This window comes from Sphingobacterium sp. B16(2022) (assembly GCF_012030425.1).
Lineage (GTDB): Bacteria > Bacteroidota > Bacteroidia > Sphingobacteriales > Sphingobacteriaceae > Sphingobacterium > Sphingobacterium anhuiense.
The window spans coordinates 15,655-30,208 of record NZ_JAAUVN010000001.1; the positions used below are offsets into that span (position 1 = coordinate 15,655).

The 14,554-nt window shown below is 33.9% G+C and carries 10 protein-coding genes; 8 read left to right on the plus strand and 2 right to left on the minus strand.

The genetic code is table 11. The features are described from left to right. Nucleotides 1-12 precede the first annotated feature (12 nt). From infC to HCX49_RS00100, 7 genes are all read left to right on the plus strand, one after another. The gene (gene infC, locus HCX49_RS00070) at nt 13-576 is read left to right on the plus strand and encodes a translation initiation factor IF-3 (protein WP_021191520.1); all 564 of its coding nucleotides are present in this window, start codon (nt 13-15) and stop codon (nt 574-576) included. A gap of 40 nt (nt 577-616) precedes the next feature. Beyond that, the gene (rpmI, locus tag HCX49_RS00075) at nt 617-817 is read left to right on the plus strand and encodes a 50S ribosomal protein L35 (RefSeq protein WP_021191519.1); all 201 of its coding nucleotides are present in this window, start codon (nt 617-619) and stop codon (nt 815-817) included. A gap of 97 nt (nt 818-914) precedes the next feature. Further along, the gene (gene rplT / locus HCX49_RS00080) at nt 915-1,259 is read left to right on the plus strand and encodes a 50S ribosomal protein L20 (protein ID WP_021191518.1); all 345 of its coding nucleotides are present in this window, start codon (nt 915-917) and stop codon (nt 1,257-1,259) included. A gap of 180 nt (nt 1,260-1,439) precedes the next feature. Further along, nucleotides 1,440-3,725: a tetratricopeptide repeat protein gene (locus tag HCX49_RS00085; RefSeq protein WP_132773757.1), complete on the plus strand. Its 2,286-nt coding sequence runs from the start codon at nt 1,440-1,442 to the stop codon at nt 3,723-3,725. Nucleotides 3,726-4,321: 596 nt separating this feature from the next. After that, nucleotides 4,322-5,494 carry a Na+/H+ antiporter NhaA gene (gene nhaA / locus HCX49_RS00090; RefSeq protein ID WP_132773756.1) on the plus strand — a complete coding sequence of 391 codons (1,173 nt, stop codon included), beginning with the start codon at nt 4,322-4,324 and terminating at the stop codon, nt 5,492-5,494. Between the two features lie 445 nt (nt 5,495-5,939). After that, the gene (locus tag HCX49_RS00095) at nt 5,940-9,218 is read left to right on the plus strand and encodes a SusC/RagA family TonB-linked outer membrane protein (protein WP_132773754.1); all 3,279 of its coding nucleotides are present in this window, start codon (nt 5,940-5,942) and stop codon (nt 9,216-9,218) included. A gap of 30 nt (nt 9,219-9,248) precedes the next feature. After that, the gene (locus HCX49_RS00100) at nt 9,249-10,976 is read left to right on the plus strand and encodes a RagB/SusD family nutrient uptake outer membrane protein (protein ID WP_132773753.1); all 1,728 of its coding nucleotides are present in this window, start codon (nt 9,249-9,251) and stop codon (nt 10,974-10,976) included. A 142-nt stretch (nt 10,977-11,118) separates the two neighbouring features. On the opposite strand, the gene HCX49_RS00105 is transcribed toward HCX49_RS00100, so the two are convergent. Continuing rightward, nucleotides 11,119-12,144 carry a threonine aldolase family protein gene (locus tag HCX49_RS00105; RefSeq protein ID WP_132773751.1) on the minus strand — a complete coding sequence of 342 codons (1,026 nt, stop codon included), beginning with the start codon at nt 12,142-12,144 and terminating at the stop codon, nt 11,119-11,121. 263 nt (nt 12,145-12,407) lie between these two features. Beyond that, nucleotides 12,408-13,646, minus strand: a complete 1,239-nt coding sequence (locus HCX49_RS00110; RefSeq protein ID WP_046791957.1) for a DEAD/DEAH box helicase — start codon at nt 13,644-13,646, stop codon at nt 12,408-12,410. Between the two features lie 242 nt (nt 13,647-13,888). Between HCX49_RS00110 and HCX49_RS00115 the strand changes: the two genes are divergently transcribed. Further along, the gene (locus HCX49_RS00115) at nt 13,889-14,545 is read left to right on the plus strand and encodes a 2'-5' RNA ligase family protein (RefSeq protein ID WP_132773750.1); all 657 of its coding nucleotides are present in this window, start codon (nt 13,889-13,891) and stop codon (nt 14,543-14,545) included. Nucleotides 14,546-14,554: the final 9 nt, after the last annotated feature.

Here is a 14,554-nt window from a genome sequence, read left to right on the forward strand (position 1 = left end):
ATATTTAAACATTTGGCATTAAAAAGACCAGGTGGTCCTAGACCACCAATGAGGAAGAAAGAACCAGATCACCGCATTAATGAACTAATCCGTGTGCCTGAGGTACGTTTGGTAGGTGACAATGTGGAAACAGGAGTATATCCTACACGTAAAGCTTTAGAGCTTGCAGATGAATTGGAACTTGATTTAGTTGAGATTTCGCCAAATGCTGTTCCGCCGGTTTGTAAAATTATCGACTACAGTAAATTTGTTTACGAGCAAAAGAAGAAACAAAAAGAAATCAAAGCTAATGCAAAACAAACTGTTATTAAGGAAATCCGTTTCGGACCTAATACCAGTGAACATGATTTTGACTTCAAATTGAAACATGCGATCAAATTTCTTGAAAGCGGTGAAAAAGTTCGTGCTTACGTACACTTTAAAGGCCGTGCAATTGTACACAAAGAACAAGGAGAGATCCTGTTATTGCGTTTTGCACAAGCGTTAGAAGAAGTAGGTAAAGTAGAATTATTACCGAAATTAGAAGGAAAACGTATGTTTTTAACTTTGGCGCCTAAATTGGTAGCTAAAAAATAATAAAAAAATTCTAACAGATTGATATAAAATTTAAAGTATTATGCCAAAAGTAAAAACCAATTCCAGCGCTAAAAAACGTTTTAAGCTTACTGGAACAGGTAAAATCGCAAGAAAAAACGCTTTCAAAAGCCACATCTTGACAAAAAAGAGCACAAAACGTAAACGTAACTTAACAACAACAAGTTATGTATCTGATGGCGATATGGGCAACGTTAAACGTATGCTTGCTATCGGTAAATAAGTTTTATTCGATTTAATTAATAATAATTTTTTAACCGGGTACAGGGTTGTAAGATCATTGAGAAACATGACGCCTTTTACCAAATAATTTTAAAAATATGCCACGTTCGGTTAACGCAGTTGCTTCGAGAAGAAGACGTAAAAAAATCCTTAAATTAGCGAAAGGCTATTATGGATCACGTAGCAAAGTATATACTATTGCTAAAAATACAGTAGAAAAAGGTTTACAGTACGCTTACCGCGACCGTAAAACCAAAAAACGCGAGTTTAGAGCTTTATGGATTCAACGTATTAACGCTGGAGCCCGTCAACAAGGATTATCTTATTCAGTGTTGATTGGTAAATTAAATGCTAAAAATATTGGTTTAAACCGTAAGGTTTTAGCTGATTTAGCTTTAAACAACCCAGATGCTTTCAAAGCAGTTATTGACGCAGTAAAATAGAGTTTTAACCCTGAGTCAATTTGTTAGATATTGGAAAGGAACCCATCAGGGTTCCTTTTTTGTTGTTACAAACTTTCGATTATTTATCGTTTTAATAATGAGCTCTTTTAAGCTTTATTTTTTTTAACTGTTTTGAAGTTTGGAATATATTTTTATTTTTATATAAAAGAGCCGTAGTTTATGAAGTTTCAAGATTTAGTTAATTTGTATGAAGAAGGAAGATATGAGGATTGTTTGTCCGAATTAGAAGTTTTTCTGGTACTGAATCCTCAAGATATTCCCACACTAATTTTAAAAGCTACTGTACTTAAAGAACTTGATTTTCAAAATTCAGAAGAAGATAGTAAGGAATTATTATTAGAAGATTTTCAGGAAGTTATTACAATTTATAAATCTATTCTTGAAATAGAGCCCAATAATGAGGCCGCTCTTTTTGGTTTGTTGGAAACAACACGATTCTTTTATAAAGATCTAGATTACGATGAGTATGCATCGTATATAGATAGGTTGAGTATTCATGAAGATGAACTGGAGAACGTATGCCGTTTTAAAGCTGATTTAAATTATTTGCATGAAAAGTTTAATGAATCTATAGGTAATATCAATGAATTATTATCTATTTATGAAGTGCTATACGCCCATGATCGTATTAGTAAATGTGCTTTGCTAACAGAGAGTTTACTCTTTAAAGCAATGATACTCCGTGAAAATTTAGATCAACATCAACAAGCCTTAGCTGAATTTAAAAAATACAAACATGATATTCTTTCCAATAATGTATTGCTTTACCTAGACATAGGACAGCTTGCAATGGAATATCATGATTATGACATGATCGGTTGGGCCGGTACTAAGGCTGTGTTGTATGGAAATGAAGATCCTGAACTTGACGCAGAGATATTTAAGTTTTATGAACAGGTAATCGATCTATTAAATGGTGGCTTAGAAAACAAGCAATGTATTTACTTTGCGATTATGGTCCAACGTAATTTTCGGGAAGAACTGGGATTGGACTTATCCGATCCTCTTATCGAAGCAAAACGTTATATAGATCTTAATCCAGATTGGTTTGTACCCTATCACTTTGCGGGTACTTATATTCTTGAAGGTGGTAACTATGAAGAAGCTTTGCCCTATCTGGTAAAAGCTGTCGAATTAGGTGGTTTTTCAGTTACTATATACCGTTATATACTCACTTATTACGAAGTTCATAAACAATTGCCCGTCGTATTAAATTGGCCAGAAGATGGACCTATTGACTATTTTAATTCCGGTTGCGAATTTTCAGAATTCGAAAATTCAATTGGCTCACCAATACTCGATATGGCCTTATTGAATTATCGCTTACAGTTTTTTGAAAGAGCATACCTCGCATTTAAAGCTTATTTCCACGAAAATAAATTTGAAGCGAATTACTTCATTAACCATCAGCTCATGTCCATGTGCTGTAATAATTATGCATTAGCGCTGAGCAGTAAACGAAAATATGATGAAGTGATTGAGATCTGTAAAGAAGGACTGACATATAGTAGATTCTGGGAGCTGTATAATACCATGGCAGATGCCTATTTTGAAAAAAATGAATTTGAAGATGCACTAATCAATTATCATGAATTATTGGATGATAGTTTTAAAGAATTTGATTTACCAAACTACCTTCGAATTTCAGCTTATGTAACGAAATGCGAATTTAAGCTCGGGTATATTAAGGAAGCTGAAGAGCGTTTAAAAACAATTTCTCGGGAATATGATGAATTGATTCAATCTTCAGAATATGCTGAATACGATGAGGAAGATTTATTTGTTACACGTCAGGCTTATATGGAAATTCAAAATGCTCGTTTTGATTTAATCAATCATCGTGGAGATTCTGAAACGTTAAAAGATTGGCAGAAAGAGCTGGAAAGCAAACCTGATGATGCTTCAAATTGGTACATGTTAATGCAAAACTATTTCCAATTGGAACAATATGAACAATGTATCGCCTGTGCTAATAATTATGAAGCGACAAAACCCATACAGGAGATGGCATTAATAGATTATCGCAAGTTACATTACCTCAGAGGGAAGTCGTACTTTTTAACTGCAAACTATACAGCAGCATTGCAGGATTTATTGGTGGCGTATAGTTCTACAAAAGCAACTTTGGAAGAAGAGGAATCACATGGTGATTTTCATTTGATACTGCTTCATTTAATCCGTACTTATTTTCATTTAAATGACTGGAACAATGTTATTCGAATTGCTCAAGAGTCTGACGAAATGTATAAAAGTCAGAATTGGGAAGAAGATGATGATTGGTGCGAAATGTTGTTGATGTCTGCCGAAGCTTCATTTGAATTGAATGATACAGAAAGCGGCAAACAAAAAATACAAAATATTCTAAAGTTTTTTCCGAAGCATGAAAAGGCATTAGAGAAAAAGAAAGAATGGAGCTCCGGCTGGTTTAGCTGGTTGAAAAAATAAAGATTTTATATCCTGAATAGTTAATTTGATCATTGCTAATGTATGGTATGGATCAGCCAAAATACACTCTGTTTAATTAGCACCGTTCATAGGTTCGTTAAAAACAAGGAATTTAAAATCTATTATTGGTATAATATGAAGGGACTGATGGCTTACATTGGTCCTTTTTATTTTATGAATGTATAAGATAAAAAAAAACACGCTTTAAGCGTGCGACAAATTGTTTATCAATGTAGGTTAATCTTCACCCGATAATAAATCATCTCCATCAAATGTAAATTCGATTACATCCGTGTAGCTTTCTAATGTTTGTACTTCAAAATCTTTAATCATCTTTCTGTTTTTTATTTATTATAAAGATAAGTATCGTTTTTAATCTCTGCGTAAAATGTATGTGAAGTTTTTGTTAAGTGTTTTGTGTATTTGATTTTGTTAACATTGGAGGTTTTTTTTCATTCTAAAACCATGATTATTGAGGCAAAAAAACCTGTTATTATAAAAGAAAAACTTATCTTAGTAGAATTACATAGTTAAAGTTCCGCAGTCATTTTGGAGCTTGTATATTTCCTTATTGATCACTAAATGAAACAGTCTTCATGTCAAAATTAATTAATCTAAAAATTTTCAAGCAGTTTTTACAGTCTAGTAATATTGGCGGTATTCTGTTATTTATCTGTGTTATTCTTTCTTTAATATTAGCCAATAGTCCCTTAGCAGATTCATTCAGTAAGCTATTAAATACAACTCTAGGTTTTGAAACAGATCATATTCAGTTAAACTATTCGGTACTGCTTTGGATTAACGATGGTTTGATGGCAATATTTTTCCTTTTGGTAGGTTTAGAGATCAAGCGTGAATTGGTAGAGGGTGAATTATCTTCTCCAAAGAAAGCATTACTCCCCATATTAGCTGCTGTGGGTGGAGCTATTTTACCAGCCCTTATTTATTTGTTTATTAATAAAGGATTACCAACTGAGCATGGTTGGGGTATCCCTATGGCTACAGATATCGCTTTCGCCTTGGCTGTGATTACATTATTGGGTAATCGGGTTCCGGCAAGTCTAAAAATCTTTTTAGCGGCTTTAGCAATCGTTGATGATTTGTTGGCTATTTTAGTTATTGCATTGTTTTATAGCGGCGATCTGCATTATAATTATTTATTCATTGCATTAGGAATTTTTGCTTTCTTATTGTTGCTTAATTTTTTTGGAGTAAAAAAAATATGGGCCTATTTGATACCAGGAGTATTTATCTGGTATTTTATTCATCATTCAGGGATACATGCCACCATTGCGGGGGTATTGGTAGCACTATCATTACCAACAAATGCAACAGACGATGAATCACCGTTAGAAAAATTGGAACATATACTCACTTCTCCCGTCAATTTTATCATTATCCCTTTATTTGCAATCGCAAATACCAATATTACTATACAAAGTGAAATGGTGCACGGATTGACCACTGCTTTGGGTATTGGTATAATAGGCGGTTTATTGGTTGGAAAATCTGTTGGGATATTAGGGATATCTTTCATTGCTACGAAATTAAAGTTATGTACGTTGCCTGAAGGTGCAAATTGGAAACATATTTTTGGAGTAGGTTTACTAGGCGGTATAGGGTTTACGATGTCTATCTTTGTATCTATATTAGCTTTTACTGATCCCATGCTTATTGAAGAAGCAAAATTTGCAGTACTCATCGGATCTTTATTTTCAGGAGCAATCGGCTATTTATTTTTAGCAAGTGTTGGTAAAAAGACAGCATAGCTAAATAAAAACTAAACATAAAAAGGCAGCCCTAATATTAGGGCTGCCTTTTTATGTTTAGAACATATCTATGATTTCTGTCATTAAAACTTAAAAATAAATCGAATTAAATAGATTCTGATTATTTTTTTTCGAGGTAAATCATTTGTGTTAAGAATTAATCTAGAGTGGATCTTGATCATTTAAAGTCATTCTTTAAACTAATGGATATTAAGTTAAATTGTCTTTTTTTTGTTACATGATGTACTTGTTACAATAAGGCTTTATAATTTTAATCGTTAATTATCAATGTGTTATGGTAATGTTAAAAACATTTTTTCGGAATAATTATGAAAAATCAATCGATTGCGTACATTAGGTAACAACTAAACATATGGTGCTAGGGGAGATTCTTTCAATAGGGTTTAGCACTGATTAAATTACCAAATTAAACCTTTTTCACATTATGAGAAAACTATTACAGTTTCTTAACGAGGATTTTATTGAGCATAAAAAATCGATAAAATACTCCCTTTGGGCGTCCACAGCGCTCGTGTTAATTAGCCATCAGTCATTAGGTAATCCGATGTCAAAATTTGCTGATGTGTCAAATTATGTAGTCAACACACAGATTACGCAAAACCCTGTTCGAGGAAAAGTTCAGGATGCCGCGACTAAAGAACCCATCGCTGGAGCAACAATTAGAGTCGTGGGAAAGACTTTAGCGACCTCTTCCGATGCGGAGGGTAATTTTCAGATTGATGCAGCCTTAAATGATGTATTGGAAATTACCTATGTCGGTTTTTCAAAGCAATCTGTGAATGTGACATCAACATCACTTCCACTAATTGTTGGGATGCAAGGACAAACTGGTGATTTGGATGAGGTAGTTGTGACAGGTTACAGCACACAACGTAAAAAAGATCTGACCGGAGCTGTCTCTGTCGTGAATGTTGATCAGTTAAAAAGTACACCGGCTGCAAGTGCCGTAGAATCTTTACAAGGGCGTGCAACAGGGGTGCAGGTTGTGACAGATGGTGCTCCAGGTGCAACTCCTCAGATTAAGATCCGTGGTTATAGTACCATTAACAATAATGAACCATTATACATTATTGATGGTGTGCCGTATGAAGGGAAATTAAGTTGGTTGAATCAAAATGACATCGAAAGTATGCAGGTTCTAAAAGATGCATCTGCAGCTTCAATATATGGATCTCGCGCAAATAATGGTGTCGTGATTGTGACAACAAAAATGGGTAAATCGGGAAAACCACAAATTAATTTGGATGCCTATTTTGGAATACAGGTTCCTAACAGTAGTCGTTTTCCTAAAATGCTAAGTCCACAACAAGTTTTAGATATTGAAAATAGATTAGATGGAAAAAACAATACTTTACCAGATTACATTATTGCAGGTACTAAATTAGGTCATGATATTAAACCTGCTGATCTTGATATGTCAAAATACAAATATGATGCTTCAAGTCGAGCCGATTTTTATCAAATTACAAAAGCGAATCAAGCTGGTACCAATTGGTTTGATGCGTTATCTCAAAATGCACCAACCCAATCTTATCAATTAAGTGCTACGGGTGGGGGGGAGAATGCAAATTATGCTTTTTCAGGAGGATATCTAAACCAAAAAGGTACTATCATTCATACTGGTTTTGAAAAATATAATGTCCGCTCGAATATGTCATTTTCTGCTTTTGATAAAAAATTGAGATTTGGGGAAAATATTCAGTATTCTTTTACTGAAGGTTTTGGCATGGGGGTGAATACAAATACTGCAGGTGATTATATTGGGGAAGGGAGTGCCCTTGGTTTTGCATACCGAATACACAATTTAATCCCTGTATATGATGAAGGTGGAAATTTTGCAGGTTCTGTTGGTGGGCAGTATGGTAATGGAGAAAATCCAGTAGCCATAGCATCTCGTGCTCAAGATAATAAGAATAAAAGTAATTTATTCTTTGGTAATGTTTATGGGGAGTATGATTTACTTAAAGGCTTAACTTTCCGCACAAGTATGGGTATGAAATATGAAAATTATAATACAGTTTCATATACCTATCCGAATCCAGAATTTACGGAAGGAAGTTTCAACAACGGAATGATTGAATCTTCTGGAATTAATAAAGAGTGGACATGGACAAATACCTTAAATTATAAAGCGAAATTTAATGATGAACATAATCTAAATATTTTGTTGGGTACCGAAGCAATATCCAGCAGATATAGACAAATATCTGCTCGAGGAAACGGTTTCTTTACGACTGAAAGTTTAGATTATTTTTATATTGATGCTGCGTCAAAAGATATTTTTGGAAATGGGGAGGGAACCGTGGGTTCATTGTTCTCTATATTCGGAAAAGTAGACTATTCTTTTAAAGATCGTTATATTTTGAGTGGTACTGTAAGACGAGATGGATCGTCAACATTTGGACCAGACAATAAATATGGGGTATTTCCTGGTGTAAGTGCTGCTTGGCGATTATCGGAAGAAGAGTTTTTAAAGGGATCTTCATGGTTGAATGATCTTAAAATTCGTGCTGGTTATGGAGTAACAGGAAATCAGCGTATTCCACAAAATCAATATGTAAATCGTTATAAAGTTGATGTTAACTCATCTTCTTACCCAATCAACGGACCACTTAGTTCCGGTGTATGGCAAAATGCATATAGTAACCCTGCAATTAAGTGGGAACAGGTGTCCGCATTAAACCTCGGATTGGACTTTTCCATCATGAATGGTGATTTTGATGGATCATTTGACTGGTATAATAAGAAAACTACAGATATGCTTTATCCTCTTCCATTACCAGCAGTTGGTGTAGGAAGAGCTGATGCGCCTTATGTCAATATTGGTGATATGCAAAATAAAGGAGTTGAGTTTTCATTAAATTATCATTATGGCAAGAAACAAGAAAAACCATTCACGCTTGATCTTTCAGCTAATATCTCAAGAAATGTAAATAAAATTGTGTCTTTAGCTCCTTCAATTAGTCAACAAGTTTATGGTGCTTTCCGTAGTATGGAAACTTCTATTTTAAAAGCTGGTGAACCATTAGGCGCATTTTACGGATATAAAGTTGTTGGAATTTATCAAGATGCTGCTGATGTCGCAAGTACACCTTATGCAGATGGAAAATCACGGATAGGAGGGCTTAAATATGCCGATATAAATGGTGATAATGTAATTGATGCTAATGACAGAACAATAATAGGAAGTCCACATCCTGATTTTGTATATTCATTAAATATCAATGCAACGTATAAAAACTTTGATTTTATGGCTTATTTCTACGGTTCTAAAGGAAATCAAAATTATGAAGCAACACGTTATTTTACCGACTTCGGAGTTTTCAAAGGACAGAAAAGTGTTCGTGTCTTAGATGAATGGAGCCCAAAAAATAATGGAAGTATGATTCCTTCTCAAGTCAATGATGCTTCTCCATATGAATATGCATCTTCAAGTTATTATGTACAAGATGCTAGTTTTTTAAAGCTTAAGAATTTACAGGTAGGTTATAATTTACCTGTTCAAAATCTATTTGGAGCAAATAGTTCAGTACGTAAGTTTAGAATGTATTTTGCTGTAACGAATTTGTTTACTATTACCAAATATGAAGGGTTAGATCCAGAGGTAACCGCTACTCCTTCGGATTATCCAGCATTAGGTGTTGATTTTGGAGTCTATCCACAGGCAAGACAATACATGTTAGGTCTTAGTTTAGGATTCTAAAGCTTTATTAATTATTAAAATTTAAATATCATGAAGAAAAAGAATATATATATGATGCTGGGAGCCACTACACTTTTATTTGCTTCTTGCGGTAAGGGTTTTTTGGAAAAATTTCCACAAGGAGAATTAGCAGAACCACAAGTTGAAAATGCTAAAGGAATTGAAGGGATATTGATTGGAGCCTATGGAATATTGAATGGGAATGTAAGTGGAACTTGGGGTAATTACTCATCGGCACCAAGCCAGTGGTTATTTGGTGAAGTTGCAGCAGATAATGCACATAAAGGTTCTACGTCTACTGATCAGCCGAATATGAATATGATTGAATTTCATACACCAAATAGTTCAAACGATAACTTGAGCCAAATGTGGGAAGTTTATTATGAAGGTGTATTGCGGGCTAATAACACTTTACGCCTATTAAAAGTAGATCAGGCTGGAGCTAAGACTATTAGCGCAGCTAGAGCAACGCAGATTGAAGGGGAGGCGAGAGTATTGCGAGCACATTATTATTTTTATCTATGGAGGGTATTCAAGAATCTTGTTTTTGTAGATGAAAATACTACTTTAGATGAAGCGAAGGTAAAGCCTAATAAAGATGATGTGCTACCAAAAATAATAGAAGATTTAAAGTTTGGTATTGAGAATTTACCTTTAACGAAGATTAATGAAGAGGCAGGTCGAATGGATCAAAATATTGCTAAAGCATATTTGGGCAAAGTTTATTTGTACCAAAAGAAATATCCTGATGCGCTTATTTTGTTTAAGGAGGTTATGGCTGGTAAAGATATTTTAGCAATGCCTTTTCAAAATAACTTTGATGTATTAACTGAAAATGGACCTGAGGCTTTGTTAGTATCGAAACATGCCATCAATCCTAACGGTAGTGGTGACAATGCAAATGTGGGGGATATGTTAGCTGGATTGAATGGAAATAATCCCGTTGGCTGTTGTGGGTTTTATCAACCAACAATTGATTTGGTAAATGCATATAAAGTTGACGCTAATGGGTTACCACTTTTAGATGGTACATTTCGTCTAAATCCCTACAAATCAGATTTTGGTTTGGTGGATACAAAAGCGGACTCAGCAAAAACAAAATATCAATTGGATGTTAGCTTAAGATTTGATCCGCGATTAGATTATACTGTGGGGCGTAGAGGAGTAAGGTATCTTGATTACGGTGTAATGCCGGGAGATGCATGGATTAGAGACGTCACGAATGGAGGTCCTTTTGTAGGTATCAAAACTATGATTCCGCAGAGTCAATTTGGTAGCCATACAGCTTCAGGTGCTGCATACATCACTGATCTAGATGTAAATATAATCCGTCTTGCTGATGTTGTGTTGATGGCAGCAGAGTGTGAAGTGGAAGTTGGGAATTTGACTGGTGCAATGAATTATGTTAATGCAATTCGTAAACGAGCCGCTAATCTACCAGCGAAGAAAACAGCCAATAATAGCAATGCTGCTGTCTATGTCGTTAAACCATACTTATCTTTTCCTGATCCAACTTATGCGCGAAAAGCTGTTCGTTTTGAACGTCGTCTGGAATTGGCAATGGAAGGTCATCGCTTTTATGATTTAGTAAGATGGGGTGAAGCAAAGGCAGTTTTAGAAAGTTATTCATCTTTTGAAGGTGGTATTTTACCAGCATATAAAGGCTTGAATTTTAAACCTGAAAATGAATATTTCCCAATTCCTCAAGCTCAAATTGATCGAAGTGGTGGTGCTTTAACACAAAACAATGGGTATTAATCATTGACAATAAACAAAGAGGTTTATCTAAATTATTAGATAAACCTCTTTTTATTAAACAGATCTTTTGTTAAATAATATTATTATATATTATAAATACTTTACACTAGTAAAACCTATTTTAGATTGTCAAAATAATAAATTATAATTTTTTAAGATCATTAATAAATGCATCGACATATTGTTCGTCTGTTGCCCATGATGTTATTAATCGAATTGCAGCATTGTCTTCATCTATTTCTTTCCAGACAAAAAACAAATAATTTTCATTGAGTTTTGTAATAATATTTTTGGGTAAAATAGGAAAGATCTGATTTGTAGTTGAATTTGTTAAGAAAGAAAAACCTTTAGCTTTAACAGTGCTTGCTATCTTCATAGCCATTTTGTTAGCATGATCTGCCAATTCGAAATATAGGTCTTCCTTGAATAATTCAAGAAATTGTATCGCAAGTACACGTCCTTTCGCTAACATTGCACCTCTTTGTTTCAGTACATAATCAAAATCTTCTGCCAGATGCGGATCTTTAAAAATAACAGCTTCGCCTAATAATGCACCATTTTTCGTCCCACCGATATAGAATACATCTGTTAATTTTGCAACATCAGCGAGTGTTAAATCATTATCTTGAGCCATTAAAGCGTGTCCCAATCGAGCACCATCAAGAAATAACAACAAATTATGCGAAAGACAACATGCTGCCAGATCTTCTAATTCTTTTTTGAGATAGATCGTGCCGATCTCAGTTGAATTGGAAATATAAACCATCCGAGGTTTTACTACATGTGGTTTTAGTGCATATTCTTGCAATGCTCTTTCAATAGCAACTGGATTAAGTTTGCCATCAGCGGTTTCTACAGTAATTACTTTATGGCCGGTTGCCTCAATAGCTCCTGTTTCATTAGCCGAAATATGTCCAGTTTTAGCACTGATCACCGCTTCATGGGGGCGCAAAAGAAAAGAAATAACAATAAGGTTGGTCTGCGTACCTCCGGAAAGGAAATGTATGGTAGCTTGTGGGTTATTGATCTTATTTTTTAAAATATCTTTTGCTTGGATAGCATATTCATCTTCTCCATAACCAAGTTGTTGAACAAGATTTGTTTCTATTAATTTATTGAGAATATTTGGGTGTGTACCCTCAGAATAGTCATTTTTGAAATTGTACATTTTTTTATTTTAATATAACCAAGATAGGAGAGGCATAGTGGTAAATTGCTTCCTTCATTATTTATAACTTACAGCGCCACTCAATAGACCTATAAAGATAAAATATAATTAATGATTTTATGACAGGTTAAATTTCATTGAATCGTCACAAGTTCACAATTAAAAAGGCTAAACCATATCGGAATGATCTATATTAAGCCAAAAATCTAAAAATCACGGAGTAATAGTCCCGTGATTTTTAGATTTTATATGAAGGAGGATATTTAACCCTTTTTCTTCTTCATGGTCATCTTAGCTTTTTTACCAGCCCCATAATTATATGTTTTGCTATTACTTTCTTTCTTTTGATGGTAAGCTGCACCACGTGTTCCATCATTATCATCATCAATTAATGAGGTATTTCCCTTTTTTGCACTGTAAATTGATAATTTTTCTGGTAAATCAAGAACTTCCATTTTTTGACCTATTGTATGCTCCATCTTTTTTATTTCAGGCAACTCCAAATCTGTTGCAAAAGTAAATGACAATTGCTCTTCTGCATTTGATTTAATGATTCGTTGTATAAGCGTATCGTTATTCTCGGGGATTTCAAAATGAAAAATATACGGTATTCCTGACACATCTAATACTTCAGTTCCTTCATTGGCTACGATTAATATCCGATGAGCATCCTCTTGTTTAAATAATTCGATATCAGAAATACTTTTATCTTCAAAAAATAAGGGGTTAAATATAACGATCTCATCGTTATATTTACGGTGTAAGCTTTTCCCTAATTTTTGTGCAGTAAGTTTACTATTAACGAAAATGATCACTTTATCAAAAACTTCGTTGTCCAGCATTAAGCTGTTGAGAAGATTGATTTTTGTTGTAAAATTTGGAACCTGATATAGAAACATATCATGTACATTAAGTTTTTCCGCAGCAAGTTCTTCTACTTCGATCAGGGCTGGAGAAACCATAAAACCATCAATCATCTGGTGTAATTTTTCATGCTCCACTGTGCTAAAAACAAGATGTTGACACTTTTTAGCACTCTGAACAAGTTCTTTCACCGGAGTTATCATGCCATTTTTAATTACCTCTTCTGCATCATCGATAATTATGGTATGTATTAAATTAAGATTTAAGCCCAATTTAAGGTAGACAGCTCTTGCTCTATTTGGAGTAGAAACAACGATTTCAACACCAGCGACAAGTTTTTCAATTTCTTGCTCCATACTACCTCCAGCACGTAATCCAATAATACTAAGGTCTTTATTTTTACTGATCAAATAAAATTGATCAACAATAGCCTGAACACATTCTTGATCAGGAGCCAAAATCAAAACTTTTGGAGCATCAGGAACGTTGAATTTAAGTCCAGAAAGTACACTGAGGATATAAGTTGTTGTTTTACCTGAACCGTCAGGACCTATAGCGATAATATCTTGGCCACCTAATATCCGAGACATAGATTTCACTTGTATTTCCTTGGGTGTTAAATAACCCAAACTTTCCATGGATTTTTGTAACCGCTTGCTTAATTTTAATTTATCGAAAGACACTTTATTGTCGTATTTAATGAATAATGGACAAAGTTACTTAAAAAATAATTGCTAATAGACCATTACAAAGCTTTATGGCATTTTACTAAAACCATAAATTGCAATAAGAAATTGAGATCAGCATTGCATGATGATTATAGTTCTTAATCCATTACATCTTATGAAACCATGCGTTAATGTAAGATTGATCTCAGTAAATGTTGAAAGTTTTTCTTTTTGTTTTATTATCACTATATTTAAAGGAAAGCGAATCATTAGAGAAAGGAATGGAAATGGTCACAGACTTAGAAAAATATTCATTGGTATTTCAACCCTGTGAAAAGGGTATTCAGATGGTAAAATTTATCAAAGAAAGTTTAAAGAACAAGATTGGATGGTTTTCGAGTTGTCATTCATTAGCGCATATTACCATATGTGAATATTTAGCCAATGGTAATGATCTATCAAAGATAAAAAAACAAGTCACAGAGATTCTTAAATATGAAAATTCGCAATATGTGTATTTTGATGATTATAGTGCCTTTCCAAAAAATGGTGCTTTTTTCATTGCTCCAGCATTAAAATCTAGACAGTTTTTGAAAAATAAAATGCAGGCCATAACCAGTATCGATTTTGATACGAAAATGTTTAAAAGTACTGAACCTCATTTGACAGTCGGGCGTAAGTTGGATCAGGATAAGCTTGCTGTAGCTTTTGAAAATTTCAAAGCAATAGATTTAGATTTTTTTTGTTCTAGTATTTTCTTGCGAAGATTTAATCCCATTAAAAAACAATATGATACAATAGAAGAATTTAAATTTGGCAATCTTCCTAAACCTCCTAAAGAAGAGGGACAGTTGTCTTTTGATTTTTAATAAAAGGAT